The 17,492-nt window shown below is 72.4% G+C and carries 16 protein-coding genes; 3 read left to right on the top strand and 13 right to left on the bottom strand.

Annotation, left to right across the window (positions count from 1 at the left end):
• Positions 1-90: 90 nt before the first annotated feature.
• The 11 genes from FOF52_RS00460 to rimP all read right to left on the bottom strand — a co-directional run bounded on the left by FOF52_RS00460 (position 91) and on the right by rimP (position 12,579).
• On the bottom strand, positions 91-1,428 hold the full coding sequence (locus FOF52_RS00460; protein WP_248591849.1) for a M16 family metallopeptidase: 1,338 nt from the start codon (positions 1,426-1,428) through the stop codon (positions 91-93).
• 135 nt (positions 1,429-1,563) lie between these two features.
• Positions 1,564-3,867, bottom strand: coding sequence for a polyribonucleotide nucleotidyltransferase (locus FOF52_RS00455; protein WP_248591848.1), 2,304 nt, complete (start codon positions 3,865-3,867; stop codon positions 1,564-1,566).
• A gap of 409 nt (positions 3,868-4,276) precedes the next feature.
• Entirely contained in the window at positions 4,277-4,546 is a 270-nt protein-coding gene (gene rpsO, locus FOF52_RS00450) for a 30S ribosomal protein S15 (protein WP_248591847.1), read from the bottom strand.
• Positions 4,547-4,791: 245 nt separating this feature from the next.
• Entirely contained in the window at positions 4,792-5,721 is a 930-nt protein-coding gene (locus tag FOF52_RS00445; RefSeq protein WP_248593699.1) for a bifunctional riboflavin kinase/FAD synthetase, read from the bottom strand.
• A 116-nt stretch (positions 5,722-5,837) separates the two neighbouring features.
• The gene (truB, locus tag FOF52_RS00440; RefSeq protein ID WP_248591846.1) at positions 5,838-6,719 is read right to left on the bottom strand and encodes a tRNA pseudouridine(55) synthase TruB; all 882 of its coding nucleotides are present in this window, start codon (positions 6,717-6,719) and stop codon (positions 5,838-5,840) included.
• 3 nt (positions 6,720-6,722) lie between these two features.
• A complete protein-coding gene (gene rbfA / locus FOF52_RS00435) occupies positions 6,723-7,163 on the bottom strand; it encodes a 30S ribosome-binding factor RbfA (protein WP_248591845.1) in 441 nt (146 codons plus the stop codon).
• Between the two features lie 4 nt (positions 7,164-7,167).
• A complete protein-coding gene (locus tag FOF52_RS00430) occupies positions 7,168-7,461 on the bottom strand; it encodes a DUF503 domain-containing protein (RefSeq protein ID WP_248591844.1) in 294 nt (97 codons plus the stop codon).
• Positions 7,462-7,584: 123 nt separating this feature from the next.
• Complete coding sequence (gene infB / locus FOF52_RS00425) at positions 7,585-10,557, bottom strand: translation initiation factor IF-2 (RefSeq protein WP_248591843.1); 2,973 nt, start codon at positions 10,555-10,557, stop codon at positions 7,585-7,587.
• Between the two features lie 250 nt (positions 10,558-10,807).
• Positions 10,808-11,071 carry a YlxR family protein gene (locus tag FOF52_RS00420; protein ID WP_282573789.1) on the bottom strand — a complete coding sequence of 88 codons (264 nt, stop codon included), beginning with the start codon at positions 11,069-11,071 and terminating at the stop codon, positions 10,808-10,810.
• A 17-nt stretch (positions 11,072-11,088) separates the two neighbouring features.
• Positions 11,089-12,081, bottom strand: a complete 993-nt coding sequence (nusA, locus tag FOF52_RS00415; RefSeq protein WP_248593698.1) for a transcription termination factor NusA — start codon at positions 12,079-12,081, stop codon at positions 11,089-11,091.
• 24 nt (positions 12,082-12,105) lie between these two features.
• Entirely contained in the window at positions 12,106-12,579 is a 474-nt protein-coding gene (gene rimP / locus FOF52_RS00410; RefSeq protein ID WP_248591841.1) for a ribosome maturation factor RimP, read from the bottom strand.
• Between the two features lie 288 nt (positions 12,580-12,867).
• On the opposite strand from rimP, the gene FOF52_RS00405 reads away from it, so the two are divergent.
• Together FOF52_RS00405 and FOF52_RS00400 are read left to right on the top strand one after the other, a co-directional pair.
• The gene (locus FOF52_RS00405) at positions 12,868-13,362 is read left to right on the top strand and encodes a hypothetical protein (RefSeq protein WP_248591840.1); all 495 of its coding nucleotides are present in this window, start codon (positions 12,868-12,870) and stop codon (positions 13,360-13,362) included.
• Positions 13,359-13,814, top strand: coding sequence for a ferritin-like domain-containing protein (locus tag FOF52_RS00400; protein WP_248591839.1), 456 nt, complete (start codon positions 13,359-13,361; stop codon positions 13,812-13,814). The genes FOF52_RS00405 and FOF52_RS00400 overlap by 4 nt, the downstream gene beginning before the upstream one ends.
• A gap of 60 nt (positions 13,815-13,874) precedes the next feature.
• On the opposite strand, the gene FOF52_RS00395 is transcribed toward FOF52_RS00400, so the two are convergent.
• On the bottom strand, positions 13,875-15,623 hold the full coding sequence (locus tag FOF52_RS00395) for a proline--tRNA ligase (protein WP_248593697.1): 1,749 nt from the start codon (positions 15,621-15,623) through the stop codon (positions 13,875-13,877).
• 232 nt (positions 15,624-15,855) lie between these two features.
• Between FOF52_RS00395 and FOF52_RS00390 the strand changes: the two genes are divergently transcribed.
• A complete protein-coding gene (locus FOF52_RS00390) occupies positions 15,856-16,686 on the top strand; it encodes a spermidine synthase (RefSeq protein WP_248591838.1) in 831 nt (276 codons plus the stop codon).
• Positions 16,687-16,695: 9 nt separating this feature from the next.
• Here FOF52_RS00390 and FOF52_RS00385 read toward each other — a convergent pair whose 3' ends face one another.
• Entirely contained in the window at positions 16,696-17,379 is a 684-nt protein-coding gene (locus FOF52_RS00385; protein ID WP_248591837.1) for a hypothetical protein, read from the bottom strand.
• Positions 17,380-17,492 lie beyond the last annotated feature (113 nt).

Below are 17,492 nucleotides of genomic sequence, written 5' to 3'. Positions count from 1 at the left end.
CCGTACCGGAAGCGGGTGCGTCCCGGCCCGTGCCGGGGCCGCGGGAGGCGGACGGGTCCCGGCCCTCCTCCCGCGGCGGTCCGGCCGGGGTCAGCCGAAGGAGCGCCCCTCCTCGTAGGGGCCGATGACGGCGAGGGCCTCGGGGCGGTTGAGCACGTCGGCGGCGACCTCGCTGACGTCGTCGGAGGTGACGGCGTCGAACAGGGCGAGGTCCTCGTCGAGGGAGAGGTGCCGACTCCGGCCGAGTTCGTGGCCGGTGAGGCGGCTCATGCGCGAGTTGGTGCCCTCGGTGCCCAGCACCCAGGAGCCGCGGATCTGGCCCTTGGCGCGGGCCAGTTCGTCCGCTGCGACGCCGTGGGAGGCGGCGCGGGCCAGCTCGGTGCGGCAGACGTCGAGCACCTCGTCGATCTTGTCGGGCAGGCAGCCCACGTACACCTGGAACAGGCCGGTGTCGGAGTAGCTGTAGGTGTAGCCGTGCACGGCGTAGGCCAGGCCGCGTTTCTCCCGCACCTCCTGGAACAGCCGGGAGGACATGCCGCCGCCGAGCACCGCGCTGAGCACCCGCAGCGCGTACCAGCGGGGGTCGGTGCGGTTGACGCCCTCGCGGCCCAGGATCAGGTGGGCCTGTTCGGTGTCCCGGCTGACCAGTGCCGTCCCCGGGCGGGTGGCGGGCGCGGTGTCGCCGATGCGGGGCGGGGCGGGGCGGGCGTCGCCGGCCGCGTCGAGCGCGGCGCGGAACGCCTCGGCGACCTGGCGCACCACCAGGTCGTGGTCGAGGTTGCCCGCGGCGGCGACGACGAGTTCGGAGGGCACGTAGGCGTTCCGGTACTGCTCGACGATCCGGTCGCGGGGCAGCGCGCGGATGGTGTCGTTGGTGCCCAGGATGGGGCGGCCCAGCGGCGAGTCCCCGAAGAAGTGCGCGGCGAACACGTCGTCCACCACGTCGGCGGGTTCGTCCTCGTACATGGCGATCTCTTCGAGGATCACCCCGCGCTCGGTCTCCACCTCGGCGGGGTCGAGCACCGAGTTGGCGACCATGTCGCTGATGACGTCGATGGCCAGCGGCAGGTCGCGGTCGAGGACCTTGGCGTAGTAGGTAGTCTGCTCCTTGGTGGTGTAGGCGTTGTAGTCGGCGCCCACGCCGTCGAGCAGCGCGGAGATGTCCAGGGCGCTGCGCCGTTCGGTGCCCTTGAACAGCAGGTGCTCCAGGAAGTGCGCGGAGCCCGCGTGGGCGGCGTCCTCGTCGCGGGACCCGGTGGTGGCCGAGATCCCGAAGGCCGCGGAGCGCACGCCCGGAATGGTTTCGGTGACCACCCGCAGGCCGCCCGGCAGCACGGTGCGGCGCACCAGGCCGGTGCCGTCTCCGGGGTGGAGCAGGGTGACGGTGGTGTCCGGTTCCTGCTCGGCCGCGATCGGAACTGTCGTCATGGGTCCTTCTTCAGCGAAAGCGGAAACGTGGGGTCGCCCCCGGGGTAAACGGAGGGCGGCCGTCCCCTCACGGTACGGCCGCCCGGTGGGTCCTCACCCCGCCCGGTGGTGGTCCGGGCGTCGGGTGCGGGTCGCTCAGGTGTTCTCGCTGGAACGGCTGGAGGAGCGGGTGCGGCGGCGACGGCGCGGCTTCTCCTCGCCGCTGTCGCCGCTGTCGGCCTTCTCCGCCCCGTTGCGGGGTTCCTCGCCGTTGCCGGCGGACGCGGCCTCGGCTTCGACGACCTCGACCGGGACCAGGGAGAGCTTGCCCCGGTCGTCGATCTCGCGGATCTCGACCTGGATCTTCTCGCCGATGCTGATCACGTCGTCGAGGTTCTCGATCCGCTGGCCGCCGTGCAGTTTGCGGATCTGCGAGATGTGCAGCAGGCCGTCCTTGCCGGGCAGCAGCGACACGAACGCGCCGAAGGCGGTGGTCTTGACGACCGTGCCGAGGTAGCGGTCGCCGACCTCGGGCATCGTCGGGTTGGCGATGCTGTTGATGGTGTCGCGGGCCGCCTCAGCGGAGGGCCCGTCGGTGGCGCCGATGTAGATGGTGCCGTCGTCCTCGATGGTGATCTCGGCGCCGGTCTCGTCCTGGATCGAGTTGATCATCTTGCCCTTGGGGCCGATGACCTCGCCGATCTTGTCGACAGGCACCTTGATGGTGAGGATGCGCGGCGCGTGCGGGCTCATCTCGGCGGGCCGGTTGATCGCCTCGGCCATGACGTCGAGGATGGCCAGGCGCGCCCCGCGGGCCTGCTGCAGGGCGGAGGCCAGCACCTCGGCGGGGATGCCGTCGAGCTTGGTGTCCAGCTGCAGCGCGGTGATGAGGTCGCGGGTTCCGGCGACCTTGAAGTCCATGTCGCCGTAGGCGTCCTCGGCGCCGAGGATGTCGGTGAGGGTGACGTACTCGCCGCCTTCGGCGATGAGGCCCATGGCGATGCCCGCGACCATGTCCTTGAGCGGCACGCCCGCCGCCATCAGCGACATGGTGGAGGCGCACACCGACCCCATGGAGGTGGAGCCGTTGGAGCCGAGGGCCTCCGAGACCTGGCGGATGGCGTAGGGGAACTCCTCGCGGGAGGGCAGCACCGGCAGGAGGGCGCGCTCGGCGAGCGCGCCGTGCCCGATCTCGCGGCGCTTGGGCGACCCGACCCGTCCGGTCTCCCCGGTGGAGTAGGGCGGGAAGTTGTAGTTGTGCATGTAGCGCTTGGTCCGCTCGGGGTTGAGCGTGTCGATGGTCTGCTCCATGCGCAGCATGTTCAGCGTGGTGATGCCCAGGATCTGGGTCTCACCGCGTTCGAACAGGGCCGAGCCGTGGACCCGGGGCACGACGTTGACCTCGGCGGTCAGGGAGCGGATGTCCTTGGCGCCGCGGCCGTCGATGCGGACCTTCTCCTTGATGATGCGTTCGCGCACCAGTTTCTTGGTGAGCGAGCGGAACGCCGCGGCGAGCTCCTTCTCCCGCCCTTCGAAGTCCTCGGCGAGCTTCTCCGCGGCCAGCGCCTTGACCCGGTCGAGTTCGGCCTCGCGCTCCTGCTTGTCGGCGATGGTGAGCGCCGCGGCCAGTTCGTCCCGGATCGCGCCCTCGACGGCCTCGTAGGCGTCGTCCTGGTAGTCGAGGAAGATCGGGTACTCGGCGGTCTCCTTGCCCGCGGCGTCGGCCACCGTCTGCTGGGCGCGGCACAGCACCTTGATGAACGGCTTGGCGGCTTCCAGGCCCTCGGCGACGGTCTGCTCGTTGGGGCCGATCGCGCCCTCGGCGACCAGTCTGAGGGTGTGCGGGGTGGACTCGGCCTCGACCATCATGATCGCGACGTCGCCGTCCTCCAGCACGCGGCCGGCCACGACCATGTCGAAGGTGGCGTCGGCCAGTTCGGCGTGGGTGGGGAACGCCACCCACTGGCCCTCGATGAGCGCCACGCGCACGCCGCCGATGGGACCGGAGAACGGGAGCCCGGCCAGCTGGGTGGACATCGAGGCGGCGTTGATGGCGATGACGTCGTAGAGGTGGTCGGGGTGCAGCGCCAGGACCGTCGCGACGATCTGGATCTCGTTGCGCAGCCCCTTCTGGAAGGACGGCCGCAGCGGCCGGTCGATGAGGCGGCAGGTGAGGATGGCGTCCTCGGAGGGACGGCCCTCCCTGCGGAAGAACGAGCCGGGGATGCGTCCCGCGGCGTACATGCGCTCCTCGACGTCGACGGTCAGCGGGAAGAAGTCGAGCGCTTCCTTGGGGCGTTTCGACGCGGTGGTCGCTGACAGGACCATGGTCTCGTCGTCGAGGTAGGCCGTGGCCGACCCGGCTGCCTGGCGGGCCAGCCGGCCGGTCTCGAAACGGATGGTACGGGTGCCGAAGCGGCCGTTGTCGATGACGGCCTCGGCGGAATACACGCCCTCCATGGGCGACCTCCTACACGGATAACGAAAGTCCCGCGTCCGTGCCCCGAAGAGAGTGTCCGTCTCGAAGTCGCATGACTCCGCGGTGCGGCGTGTCACGGCCACGACCGCACCGCGATGGCCCTGACGGCCGGCCATCGATCGAAGTCCCCCGACGCCCGTGGGTGCGGACGTGTCGGGGAACCACTACCGAGGACCGGCCTCGACACCGTGGCGAGGTCTCGCCTCGCCTTCCGGAGGATGCCACCGTGGCCTGAGACGGCTGAGGGTGGGGCGCGGGAATTACCTGCTGTTCAGTTGTCATCCGACACGTCGTGGCAGGGTACTACCCTGGCTCGGCGGCCGGTAACGAGTCCACCCTACTAAGAAAAAGGGAGCGGCGGCGGCCACTCCCCTTTTCGGTGGTCACCGGCTAGCGACGCAGACCGAGGCGCTCGATCAGCTGACGGTAGCGGTTGATGTCCTTCTTCGCGATGTACTGAAGAAGACGGCGCCGGCGGCCGACGAGCAGGAGCAGGCCACGACGGCTGTGGTGGTCGTGCTTGTGCTCCTTGAGGTGCTCGGTGAGCTGGGTGATGCGGTGCGTCAGCAGCGCGACCTGCACCTCGGGAGAGCCGGTGTCGCCCTCCTTGGTGCCGTACTCGGCGATGATCTTCTTCTTGGTGGCGGTGTCGATCGACACGGCGCTCCTTCTCACGTTCTCGGCGCGCGGACCTTGACCGGGTGCTTTCGAGAAGCGGTGGTCCGAAGGGACCGTCGAAAGCCGACAACCGTGCGCGCCCACAGTCGTCGGACGGGTGAGTGCGGTCGAACGTGCCGCGGGCCCGGACGGGCCGTGCAGCGGGCACGGTCGACGGTCGGCGCTGCGGCCGACTCTCGGGCAAGCTTACTACCGATGCGCGGTGCCCGTGCCCCGTGGCGGCCGGTTCAGCGGCCCAGCAGCAGTTCCCGGCAGCGGGCGACGTCGCGCGACATGGCCTCGATGAGCGCCTCGATCCCGTCGAAGCGCAGCATGGGGCGGATGTGGTGGGTGAACTCCACCGCCATGCGCAGGCCGTACAGCTCCAGGTCGTCGCGGTCCAGGGCGTAGGCCTCGACGGTGCGGGCGCTTCCCTCGAAGGTGGGGTTGGTGCCCACCGAGACGGCCGCCGCCCACCGGGTCTCCCCCTCGGCTCCGTCGAGCCGCAGCAGCCAGCCCGCGTAGACGCCGTCGGCGGGAATGGCGGTGTGCGGGGGGCAGTCCAGGTTCGCGGTGGGAAAGCCCAGCAGTTCGCGCCCCCGGGCCGCGCCGTGGACGACGACGCCCTCGACCCGGTGGGGGCGCCCCAGGGCGGCCTGCGCCCCGGCGACGTCCCCGGAGGCGACGAGGGAGCGCACCCGGGCGGAGGTGACGGGTTCGGCGTCGGCGGGGGTCTCCTCGACCGTGAAGTCGTGCTCCTTGCCGAGGGCGCGCAGCGTGTCCGCGTCGCCCGCGGGGACGGGGTCCCCGGGCCAGGCGGGGAGGACCGCCGCGGCGTGCAGTCCGTCGACCAGGACCCGGTCGACGAACTCCGCGGGGGGCAGGTCGGCGGGTCCCGGGGTCGGGGGCAGCACGCACACCGCGTCCGCGCCGTGCTCGGCCAGCAGTTCGGCCCTGCGGTCGACGCCGGTGAGCACCGCGGCGGGCTGTGCGTCTCCCGGTGCCGGGAGGGGGTCGAAGGTGACCGCGACCAGCGGCAGGCCCCGCCGGTCGGCGTGCTGCCGGGCCCGGTGCAGGAGCCGCTGGTGGCCGCGGTGGACGCCGTCGAAGGTGCCGAGGGCCACGACCGAGCTCCCCCAGTCGGCGGGCACCTCGTCCAGTCCGTGCCAGAGCCGCACGCTCACCGCTCTCCCATCAGGTGTGGTCGACCGAGCGGGGCGACGGGTCAGGAGCCGCCCCGCGTCATGCTACTCGTCGCGCTCCCCGCTCCGGGAGGCGGCTGCGCGGGCCCGCCTCAGCCTCCGGCGAAGACCACCACGGGTTTGCCGTAGCCGGGCCGGTCCTCGGCCAGGGCCAGCACGCTGCCGTCCGGGGCGAACAGGCCGACCGGGCCGGGGCGGCCGCTCGGGGAGATGCGGTTGCCGTGGGCCACCCGGCGGGCCTCCGCCTCGGTGAGGCGGCGGACCGGGAAGGCCGCGGCGACGGCCTCGGCCAGCGGCATCAGGGTGAACTCGGCGGCCAGTTCGTCCAGGGTGGCGGCCTGGTCCAGGGAGTAGGGGCCCACCCGGGTGCGGCGCAGCGCGGTGAGGTGCCCGCCCACGCCGAGGTCCGCGCCGAGGTCGCGGGCCAGGGAGCGGATGTAGGTGCCGCTGGAGCAGGTGACGCGGGCGTCGACGTCGACGAGCGCCCCGCCGGGGTCGTCGACGCGGCGGAAGCCGGTGACGGCGAACTCGTGCACCGTCACCTCGCGGGCCCGCAGTTCGACCGACTCCCCGGCGCGGGCTCTGCGGTAGGCGCGCTGCCCGTTCACCTTGATCGCGCTGACCTGCGGCGGCACCTGCTGGATCACGCCGGTGAGCGCCGCGGCCCCGGCCCGGACCGCGGCCTCGTCGACCCGGTCGGCGGGGCGGCGCTCCAGCGGCTCCCCCTCGGCGTCGTCGGTGGTGGTGGTCCACCCCAGGCGGATCGTCGCCTCGTAGACCTTCCGGGTGAGGGCGAGGTGCCCCAGCAGCCGGGTGGCCCTGCCGACGCCGAGCACCAGCACTCCGGTGGCCATCGGGTCGAGGGTGCCGGCGTGGCCGACCCGGCGGGTTCCCGCCAGGCGGCGTACCCGGGCGACCACGTCGTGGGAGGTCCAGTCGGCGGGCTTGTCGACGATGACGACGCCGTCGGTCATGGATCAGTCGTCCTCGTCCTCGTGGGCGCGCGGGGTCCGGTAGGGGTCGGCGTCCCCGGCCGGGGTGGCGTTGGCCGCGGCGCGGGCCACTTCGGCGTCGGCCATCTTGGCCTTGGCCAGCAGTTCCTCGATGTGCTGGGCGTTGGCCTGCACCTCGTCGGCGACGAAGGTGAGGGTGGGGGTGTGCCGCAGCCCGGTGCGGCGGCCGACCTCGGAGCGGATCAGCCCCTTGGCGCTCTCCAGGGCCGCCGCGGTCCCGGCCTTCTCCGTGTCGCTGCCGAACACCGTGTAGTAGACGGTGGCGTCGCGCAGGTCGTTGGTGAGCCGCGCGTCGGTGACGGTCACGAAGCCCAGGCGCGGGTCCTTGATGCGGCGTTCCAGCATCTCGGCCACGATCCGCTGGATGCGGTCGGCGAGCTTGCTCGCGCGTGCGGCGTCAACCATGGCTCTATTCCTCGTCGTTGAAGAGCCGCTGCCGGGCGGACAACAGCTCGACTTCGGGGCGTTCTGCGACCAGGCGTTCGCAGGAGTCCATCAGCGCCGTGCAGTGGGCCGCGGTGGCGGCGACCACCGCCACCCCGATCTCGCAGCGCCGGTACAGGTCGTGGCTGCCGGTCTCGGCCACCGAGACGCTGTGCCTGCGCTGGAGTTCGGCCACGATGGGCCGCACGACGGAACGCTTCTGCTTCAGGGAGCGGACGTCGCCCAGCAGCAGGTCCAGCGTCAAGGCTCCGACGAACACGCGCTCACCCCGTGGATGTCTGTGGTTGTGGCTGCCGTTCTGTTGCGGCTCGGCGGGCCGTGGAAACCGGGGTCCGGGGCCCCGGCGCGTGGTGCGCCGGGGCCCCGGACCGACCCGGCAGGGTCAGTCGCGCGGCTTCTCGCGCATCTCGAACGTCTCGATGACGTCGCCGACGCGGATGTCGCTGTAGCCGATTCCGACACCGCACTCGAAGCCCTCGCGGACCTCGGTGACGTCGTCCTTGAACCGGCGCAGCGACTCGACGGTGAGGTTGTCGGAGACGACCACCCCGTCGCGGATGAGCCGTGCCTTCGCGTTGCGCTTGATCAGGCCGTCGCGGACGATCACACCGGCGACGTTGCCGATCCGCGGCACCTTGAAGACCTCGCGGATCTCCGCGGTACCGAGCTGGACCTCCTCGTACTCGGGCTTGAGCATGCCCTTGAGGGCCGCCTCCACCTCTTCGATGGCCTGGTAGATGACCGAGTAGTAGCGGATGTCCACGCCCATGCGGTCGGCCAGCTCGCTGTTCTTGCCCTCGGGCCGAACGTTGAAGCCGATGATGATCGCGCCGGACGAGGCGGCCAGGTTGATGTCGTTCTGCGTGATCGCGCCGACCCCGCGGCCGATCACGCGGATCGCGACCTCGTCGCCGCCCGCATCGATCTTGAGGAGGGACTCCTCCAGCGCCTCGACGGAACCCGACATGTCGCCCTTGATGATGAGGAGCAGCTCTTCGCGCTGTCCCTCCTCCAGGGTCTTCTGCCAGTTGTCGAGGGTGACGCGGCGGCTGGCCCTGGCCTGCTGCGCGAACCGCTCCCGCGCCTCGCGCTGCTGCGCGATCTGGCGGGCCACCCGGTCGTCCTTGACGACCAGGAAGTTGTCGCCCGCGCTGGGCACGTTGGTCAGTCCGAGCACCTGCACCGGACGGGACGGCTCGGCCTCCTTGACCTGCTTGCCGTTCTCGTCGAGCATCGCGCGGACGCGCCCGTAGGCGTCGCCGCAGACGATCGAGTCGCCGACGCGCAGCGTTCCGCGCTGCACCAGCACGGTGGCCATGGAGCCGCGGCCCCGGTCCAGGTAGGCCTCGATGGCCAGGCCCTGGGCCGGCATGTCGGGGTTGGCCTTCAGGTCCAGCTCGGCGTCCGAGGTCAGGATGATGGCTTCGAGGAGTCCGTCGATGTTGATGTTCTGCTTGGCGGAGATGTCCACGAACTGGACGTCGCCGCCGTACTCCTCGGCCACCAGGCCGTACTCGGTGAGCTGGGCCCGCACCTTCTGCGGATCGGCGGTGTCGAGGTCGATCTTGTTGACCGCCACCACGATCGGCACGCCGGCCGCCTTGGCGTGGTCGATGGCCTCGGCCGTCTGCGGTTTGACGCCGTCATCGGCCGCGACCACCAGCACCGCGATGTCGGTGGCCTGCGCACCGCGGGCCCGCATGGCGGTGAACGCCTCGTGACCCGGGGTGTCGATGAAGGTGATCTTGCGTTCCTCACCGTCCACCGTGGTGGTGACCTGGTAGGCGCCGATGTGCTGGGTGATGCCGCCCGCCTCGCCGCTGGCCACGTTGGTGTTGCGGATCGCGTCGAGCAGTCGGGTCTTACCGTGGTCGACGTGACCCATGACGGTCACCACGGGCGCGCGCGGCTTGAGGTCCTCCTCGCTTCCGGCGTCCTCGCCGAACTCGATGGAGAAGGACTCCAGCAGCTCGCGGTCCTCGTCCTCGGGGCTGACGACCTCGACCGTGTAGTTGAGCTCCTCGCCCAGCAGCTGCAGGGTCTCGTCCGGCAGCGACTGGGTGGCCGTGACCATCTCGCCCAGCTGCAGCATGACGACCTGCACCAGCGACGCCGGGTTGACGTCGATGCGCTCGCCGAAGTCGGCCAGCGACGCGCCCCGGGACAGGCGGATCACCTTGCCGTTGCCGCTGGGGATCTTGACGCCGCCGAACGACGGCGCCTGCATGTCGTTGAACTCTTGCCGCCGCTGCTTCTTGGACTTGCGGGCACGGCCCGGACGACCGCCGGGACGGCCGAAGGCTCCGGCCGTTCCGCCGCGGCCGCGACCGCCGCCGCCGGGACGGCCGCCGAAGCCGCCGGGACGCGGACCGCCGCCGCCGGGCGCGCCGCCACCGCGGGGTCCGGCTCCGACCGGTCCACCGCGGCCGGGACGGCCGCCACCGCCGCGGCCGGCGGTGCCGGGGCGGCCACCGCCGCCACCGGGCGGGGTGGGCCGGGACGCCGGCATGTTCATCGGGCTGGGCCGCGGACCGGGACGGGGACCGGGACGCGGTCCTCCGGCGCCGGGGCCGGGACGGGGACCGCCCGCACCGGGACCCGGACGCGGCGCCTGCGGGCGCGGGGCCTGCGGGCGGGGCGCCTGGGGACGCGGCGGTCCTCCGGCGTTGGGGCCGGGACGGGGACCACCCGCACCCGGGCCCGGACGCGGGCCGGGACGGGGGACGCCGGCGCTTCCGGCGCCGCCCTGCGGTGCTCCGGGGCGGGGGCCGGGCTTGGCGCCCATGCCGCTGGGGTTCGAGCTGAACGGGTTGTTGCCCGGACGCGGTCCCGGACGGGGACCGGGACGCGGTCCTCCGGCGCCGGGGCCGGGACGGGCGGGACGCTCCGGACGGTCGGCGCGCTGTCCGGCGCCGGGCTGGGCGGTCTTGCCCGCTCCTGCTCCGGGACGGGGGCCGGGACGCGGTCCCGGCTTGGGCGCGGCCGGACGCGGCGTCTCACCCTCGGGAGACGGCGCGCGGAAACCTCCGGGGGCGTTGACGGCGGGACGCGGTCCCGGCTTGGGGCCGGGCTTGGGAACCGCCGGACGTGCTGTGTCGCCGCCGGCCGACGGGGCCGGGGCCTTGGACGGCTCGGGACGCGGACGGGGCTTGGGGCTGCTCTTCGCCCCGGTGCCCTTCGCTCCGCCGGAGCCGTTGTTGTCGTTGAAAGCCTCTTTGAGTCGGCGTACCACCGGCGCCTCGATCGTTGAGGACGCCGAACGTACGAATTCGCCCATCTCCTGAAGTTTGGCAAGGACAGCCTTGCTCTCCACACCAAACTCTTTAGCGAGCTCGTATACCCGGACCTTCGCCACTGCTCTCCTCTATCTCGGTCCGGGACATGAGCGTGTGCCGGACCGTCGCTAGCTTGACGTACTCATCGCTGCGTACTCATCGAGCGCTCATCGCAATCTCGACCCGCTTCCGACTCGTCTGCTACACAACAATGGGTGGGTGACGCCGGTTCTTCCCGGCATGACAAGACCCGCCGCGCACCCGGTCAGTACAACCGAGCTGACGGCGTGATCATTCCAACCCTAATCCAGAACCTCGGCCAACTCGAAATCAGACCGCGGCGAAGCACTCGGCGGCGGCTGAGGTGTCGAGGGCGCGTCGGACGCGGAACGCCCGCGGCCAGACACGACGCCGCTGCGCGGCCTCCCAGCACCGTCGGTCGGGGTGGAGGTAGGCCCCCCGCCCCGGCAGCCGTCTGGCGCGGTCGCACACGACCGCGTCCCCGTCCAGCGCCAACCGTACGAGATCGGACTGGGCTGCTTTCGACCTGCAGCCCACGCACGTGCGTACGGGGGCCGCTGAGCCGACCCCCATTCTACCGCGTGGCCCCATCAGCCCGCGGAGTCGGCGGGACCGTCCGACTGCCCGTTGACCTCGGTGTCCGAGCGGATGTCGATCCGCCACCCGGTGAGGCGGGCGGCCAGCCGCGCGTTCTGCCCCTCCTTGCCGATCGCCAGCGACTGCTGGTAGTCGGGCACGGTGACCCGGGCGACGCGCGCCGCGGCGTCGACGATCTCGACGTGGGTGACCTTGGCGGGCGACAGCGCGTTGCCGACGAACCTGGCCGGGTCGTCGGAGTAGTCGACGATGTCGATCTTCTCTCCGCGCAGTTCGTTCATGACGTTGCGGACCCGGCTGCCGAGCGGCCCGATGCACGCGCCCTTGGCGTTGACGCCGGGCTTGTTGGACTTGACGGCCATCTTGGTGCGGTGGCCCGCCTCCCGCGCGATCGCCGCGATCTCGACCGTGCCGTCGGCGATCTCGGGGACCTCCAGCTGGAAGAGCTTGCGGACCAGGTTGGGGTGGGTGCGCGACAGCGTCACCGAGGGGCCGCGGTGCCCCTTGCGGACCTGCACGACGTAGGCGCGCAGCCGTTCTCCGTGGTTGTAGGTCTCGGTCGGCACCTGCTCCTGGGGCGGCAGGATCGCCTCGATCCTGCCGAGGTCGACCAGCACGTTGCGCGGGTCCTTGCCCTGCTGGATGATGCCGGAGACGATCTCGGACTCGCGTCCGGCGAACTCCCCCAGAGTGACCTCGTCCTCGGCGTCCCGCAGCCGCTGCAGGATGACCTGCTTGGCGGTCGAGGCGGCGATGCGTCCGAAGCCGGAGGGCGTGGCGTCGTACTCGCGTACGAGCTGCCCCTCCTCGTCGCGCTCCTCGACCCACACCGTGACGTGTCCCGTGGCGCGGTCCAACTCCACTCTGGCGTTGGTGTCGGGCCCCTCCTGGCGGCGGTACGCGATCAGCAGCGCGTCCTCGATCGCCTTGACGACGAGGTCCACCGAGATGTCCTTCTCGCGTTCCAGGCTGCGCAGGACACTCATGTCGATATCCACGGGGCTCCCCCTCTAGTCCGCCGCGTCGTCGTGGCGGAATTCCACCTGGACCTTGCCTCGTCCCAGGTCGGAGAAGGCGTACACCTGGCTTCGGCCGTCAACGTCGAAGGTGACGCCCGTCTCGTCGGCGGCGACCACACGTCCTCTCACCTGACCACCGGCGACGAGCGGCGCGTGCACCAGGCGTCCCCGGGCGCGCCTCCAGTGCCGTGGTTCGGTCAGCGGCCGGTCCACGCCAGGCGAGGTCACCTCCAGTACGTACGGAGACTGCCCCATGACATCGGCCTCGTCAAGCGCGGTGGAGATCTTCTGGCTGACCTCGCCGATCCTTTCGAGGTCGACGCCGTCGTCGGAGTCCACCACCACCCGGACCAGGCGGCGCCTGCCCACCGGAGTGATCTCCAGTCCCTCCAGGTCGAGCCCGGCCTCGGCCAGGACGGGGGTGAACAGCTGCGCGAGACGCTCGTGGCGGGTCTGCGCGCCCATCGTGATCCTCCTCGACGATTCCCGTCCCGGTCGCGGCGGTCGCGGGGCGGTCCAGCTGTGTGCTCGGTCGCCGCTCGCCCCGGAAAGGCGGCGGCTTCAGTCCAAGGGTATCCACAGTCGGCGGTTTCCCCGCATCGTCGGCCGGTCGGAGGCCGGGCGGCCGCTCTCGCGGGGGTCGGCCGCCCCCGGACCGGAGCGGTGGGCGCAAGGCTCCGCCGGGGCGGTCGCGGCGTGCGAAGATAGGGCGGGTCCGGTTCTCCCCTTCGTCGTCTCTTTCAGGAGGTACCGTTGCGCCACCAGGCTCCCTCCCGCCGCACGGTCCTGGCGGGCGGCGTACTGGCGGCGGCCGTGTTCGGGGTGAGCGGCTGCCGGGGCTCCGACTGGTACCCCAGCGAGGTCACCCCCGACGAGTACCTGCTGCGGTCGGCGATCGCGGAGAAGGAACGGCTGGTGGCCCGCTACACGGCGACGCTCGACAGCGGGACCGCCGAGGACCCCGTGCTCTACGAGGAGCTGCGCGGCCACCACAAGCGCCACCTGGCGGTGCTGCGGGAGCGGCTGCCCGAACGGGACGGGGCGGAGCCGGAGGTGTCCGCGAGTCCCGGGGCGCCTCCCCCGGCGGCCGTCGACCGGGCCGGGCTGCGCGTCGCGGAGGAGACCGCCGCGGCGAACCGGCTCCGCCAGCTCGGCGAGGCCACCGACCCCGCGCTGGCCCAGCTCCTCGCCAGCGTCGGCGCCTGCGAGGCGGGACACGTCCACCTACTGTCGGAGGCACAGTCGTGACCGGTACACCCGATCCCACCACCGCCGAGGAGGCGGACGCCGCGACGGCGGCACTGCGCGACGCGCTGCTGGCCGAGCACGCGGCGGTGCACGGATACGGCTTCGCCGCCGCCCGCATCGGCGCGGAACTGCGCGACCTGTGCCTGTCCCACCTGGAGGAGCACCGTGCCTGGCGGGACACGCTGCACGACGCGCTGGTGGCGCGGGAGGCGGTTCCCCCCGGCGGAGAGGACGCCTACCAGCTGCCCGCGGACACCGCGGGCGAGGCGCTGCGGGACTTCGCCGCCGGCCTGGAGGAGACCACCGCCCAGGCGTACCTGGAGCTGGCCGCCGCCCCGGACAGCGGCCTGCGCGACCTCGCGGGCCGCGCGCTGCGGGAGACGACCCTGCGCGTCCTGGCGCTGGGCGGTCGGCTGAGCGTCTTCCCGGGCTTCCCCGGCGGGGAGCTGTAGGGCCCGGGTCGACACGGCCGGGGCGCCCCGCGCGGGACGCCCCGGAGAGGGTCGGCGCGCTCAGCCCGCCACGATGCCGACGACCGTGTCGACCACGCTGTCCAGGGCCACCTCGGAGCGTTCCCCGGTGGCGCGGTCGCGCAGTTCCACCACGCCCTCGGCCAGGCCCCGGCCGACGATGACCCCCGTGGGGATGCCGAGCAGCTCCGCGTCGGTGAACTTCACTCCCGGGGAGACGCCCTTGCGGTCGTCCACCAGCACCCGCACGCCCCGGTCCGCCAGCTCCCGGCCGATCCGCAGCGCGACCTCGATCTGCTCCCCCTTGCCGGTGCCGACCACGTGCACGTCGGCGGGGGCGATCTGCCGCGGCCAGATGATGCCCCGCTCGTCGTGCGACTGCTCGACGACGGCGGCGACCACGCGGGAGACGCCGATGCCGTAGGAGCCCATGGTGACCCGCCGGGGCTTGCCGTCGGGGCCGAGCGCGTCCAGGGAGAACGCGTCGGTGTACTTGCGGCCGAGCTGGAAGACGTGCCCGATCTCGATGCCGCGCGCGGTGTAGAGGGTGCCGCTGCCGTCGGGCGCCGGGTCGCCGTTGCGGACCTCGGCGGCCTCGATGGTGCCGTCGGGGGTGAAGTCGCGTCCGCACACCAGGTCGACGACGTGGTGGTCGGCCCGGTCGGCGCCGGTGACCCAGGCGGTGCCCTCGACGACGCGGGGGTCGACCAGGTAGCGCACCTTGTTGGCCTGCAGCGCGCCGGGGCCGATGTAGCCCTTCACCAGGAAGGGGTTGGCCGCGAAGTCCTCCTCCTCCAGCAGCGCCACCTCGGCCGGGGCCAGGGACGCCTCCAGGCGCTTGAGGTCGACCTCGCGGTCGCCGGGCACGCCGATGCCGAGGAGCTCCCACTCCTTCTCCCCGGGAGCGCGGGTCTTGACCAGGACGTTCTTGAGGGTGTCGGCGGCGGTGAAGGTCCGGCCGAGCCCCGCGTTGTTGAGGAAGTCCACCAGCGACTCGATGGTGGGGGTGCCGGGGGTGTGGTGCACCCGCGCCTCGGGCAGCCCCTCGACGGGCCGCGCGGGGGGCGCGGGGGTGACCACGGCCTCCACGTTGGCGGCGTAGTCGGAGCCGGTGCTGCGCACGAACGTGTCCTCGCCGCTGGGGGCGACCGCCAGGAACTCCTCGGATGCCGAGCCGCCCATCGCGCCGGAGGTGGCCTCGACGATCACGTAGTCCAGGCCGAGCCGGTCGAAGATGCGGATGTAGGCCTCGCGGTGCGCCTCGTAGGAGCGCCGCAGCCCCTCGTCGTCGAGGTCGAAGGAGTAGGAGTCCTTCATGTGGAACTCGCGGCCCCGCAGGATTCCGGCGCGGGGCCGGGCCTCGTCGCGGAACTTCTCCTGGATCTGGTAGAGGATGACCGGGAAGTCCTTGTAGGAGGAGTACTCGCCCTTGACCAGCAGGGTGAACAGCTCCTCGTGGGTGGGGCCGAGCAGGTAGTCGGCGCCCCTGCGGTCCTTCAGCCGGAACAGGGTGTCGCCGTACTCGGTCCAGCGGCCGGTGGCCTCGTAGTACTCGCGGGGCAGCAGCGCGGGCAGCAGCACCTCCTGGGCGCCGATGCGGTTCATCTCCTCGCGGACCACGGCCGCGACGTTCTCCAGCACGATCTTGCCCAGGGGCAGCCAGGAGTAGACGCCGGGCGCGGTGCGGCGCACGAACCCGCCGCGCACCAGGAGCTTGTGGCTCGGCACCTCGGCGTCCGCCGGGTCCTCACGCAGGGTGCGCAGGAACAGGTTCGACATCCGCAGTAGCACGACCACCACTCCTCGGTGAGATCGCGGAGGCACTCCGCTCGGGTCTTCTTGGTCTGGGCGGGTCGGCGGCCTCGCCCGGAGGGGTTTCCAGGCTAGCGGTACCGGGCGGGCTCCGAGGACACGGCGGCGCGCCGGTCCGCTCCCCTGCCCGCTCCGGTGTGCCGTCCGGCTCCGCGGTGCGCCTACCGTGGGACCGGCACGGTCAACCACGGACGACGGAGGGCGGGGGCGCATGGGCGGGCGCGGCGCGGAGGCGACCGGGCGGGCGGAAGTGGAGCTGCTGCGGGACGCCGACCGTTCCGACTCGTGGGTGCTGCTGGTGGACGGCACCCCGCAGTCGCACGTGGACCTCGCCGACCCCACCCACCTCGACTTCGAGTACGTGCGCCGGCTGGGGCACGTGGTGGACCTGGTGGCGCCGGAGCGCGCGCCCATCGACGCCTTCCACCTGGGCGCGGGGGCGCTCACGCTGGCCCGCTACGTGGCCGCCACCCGTCCCGGGTCGCGGCAGCGGGCCGTGGACATCGACGCGGACCTGGTCGCGCTGGTCCGGCGGGAGCTGCCCTGGGACCGGCGGGCGGACCTGCGGGTGGCGACGGGGGACGCCCGCGCCTGGCTGGCGGCGCGCCGCCCGGCCAGCGCCGACCTCGTGGTGTGCGACGTGTTCGCGGGGGCGCGCACCCCCGCGCACCTGACGTCGGTGGAGTTCGTCGCGGAGGCGGCCCGGGTGGTGCGGCCCGGCGGCGTGTACGCGGCGAACGTGGGGGACGGGCGGGGGCTGCGGTACGCCCGCGCCCAGGTCGCCACCGCGGCCCGGGTCTTCCGCCACCTGGCGCTGGTCGCGGAGCCCTCGGTGCTGCGGGGGCGGCGGTTCGGCAACCTGGTCCTGGTGGCGGGGCAGCGGAAGCTGCCGGTGGAGGAGCTGGCCCGGCGGGCGCACCGCGACCCGGACATGGCGCGGGTGCTGTCGGGGGCGGAGCTGGACCGGTTCGCCGCGGGCGCGGCCGTCGTGCACGACGCGACGGCCCAGGACTCCCCCGCGCCGCCGGAGGGCGTCTTCTGAGCCGGCGGATCAGGCGGGCAGTTCCCGTTCGACGAGGGCGTTGAACTCCGGGGACTGCTTGACCTGCACCCCGCCGCCCTCGGCCGGACGGGTGGACATGCCCCTGACCTGTCCGCCGCGCCACCACAGCATCTGGTCGGTGACCGGGCCGTTCTCGGTGAGCCGCTGGAAGACGTCGTAGAGGAACGGGATCACCGGCAGGGAGCGGCGGCTGTGCAGCACCGCGTAGACCATGACGTTGGGGTCGGGCAGCATCACCAGGGCGCCGTAGGGCGCGGGCTGGCGCATGACGTCGGGCAGCCGCATCACGTGCGCGGAGCCGGCCCAGTCGACGCCCTGCACGACCTGCACGTCGGTGTCGGTGCCGGAGTGCACCGTGTACTGCTGGTACTGGTCGTAGGCCATGTTGCCCAGGGCGGTGAACCACAGGTCCTGCTTGCTGCGCCCCCACGCCTGGGTGTGGCGCTTGTCGAGGATCGCGCTGGAGTAGTTGCCGGGGTCGGTGCGGTAGACGAGCAGCGCGGTCAGGTGGGGGTTGATGGAGTAGGCCAGTTTGTCGGTGCCCAGCGGGGTGGGGTCCCCGGTGAGCAGCACGCGCAGCCACGGGGCGACCACGTCGAAGGGGACGCGCAGCAGTTCGTCGTGCAGATTGTCCTGGGGTCCGGAGTAGCGTCCGGGGTGCGGAAAGTGCATGGGGCTCGTGTGGGTTCCTCGTGGTCCTGCCCGCCGGTTGCGGGCTACGGCTGTCTCGTACGGTATCGCTGCCGACCGACAGTCGCGCACCGTGGCCGCCTGTCGCCGGGTCC

The organism is Thermobifida alba, from assembly GCF_023208015.1.
GTDB lineage: Bacteria > Actinomycetota > Actinomycetes > Streptosporangiales > Streptosporangiaceae > Thermobifida > Thermobifida alba.
This window is presented reverse-complemented; position numbering and strand designations above follow the sequence as displayed.

What these genes read in the sequence shown, in the direction of transcription:
- FOF52_RS00460 (WP_248591849.1), bottom strand. Translation starts at nt 1,428, where the DNA reads ATGACGACAGTTCCGATCGCGGCCGAGCAGGAACCGGACACCACCGTC.
- FOF52_RS00455 (WP_248591848.1), bottom strand. Translation starts at nt 3,867, where the DNA reads ATGGAGGGCGTGTATTCCGCCGAGGCCGTCATCGACAACGGCCGCTTC.
- truB (WP_248591846.1), bottom strand. Translation starts at nt 6,719, where the DNA reads ATGACCGACGGCGTCGTCATCGTCGACAAGCCCGCCGACTGGACCTCC.
- rbfA (WP_248591845.1), bottom strand. Translation starts at nt 7,163, where the DNA reads ATGGTTGACGCCGCACGCGCGAGCAAGCTCGCCGACCGCATCCAGCGG.
- FOF52_RS00420 (WP_282573789.1), bottom strand. Translation starts at nt 11,071, where the DNA reads ATGGGGGTCGGCTCAGCGGCCCCCGTACGCACGTGCGTGGGCTGCAGG.
- nusA (WP_248593698.1), bottom strand. Translation starts at nt 12,081, where the DNA reads ATGAGTGTCCTGCGCAGCCTGGAACGCGAGAAGGACATCTCGGTGGAC.
- rimP (WP_248591841.1), bottom strand. Translation starts at nt 12,579, where the DNA reads ATGGGCGCGCAGACCCGCCACGAGCGTCTCGCGCAGCTGTTCACCCCC.
- FOF52_RS00390 (WP_248591838.1), top strand. Translation starts at nt 15,856, where the DNA reads ATGGGCGGGCGCGGCGCGGAGGCGACCGGGCGGGCGGAAGTGGAGCTG.
- FOF52_RS00385 (WP_248591837.1), bottom strand. Translation starts at nt 17,379, where the DNA reads ATGCACTTTCCGCACCCCGGACGCTACTCCGGACCCCAGGACAATCTG.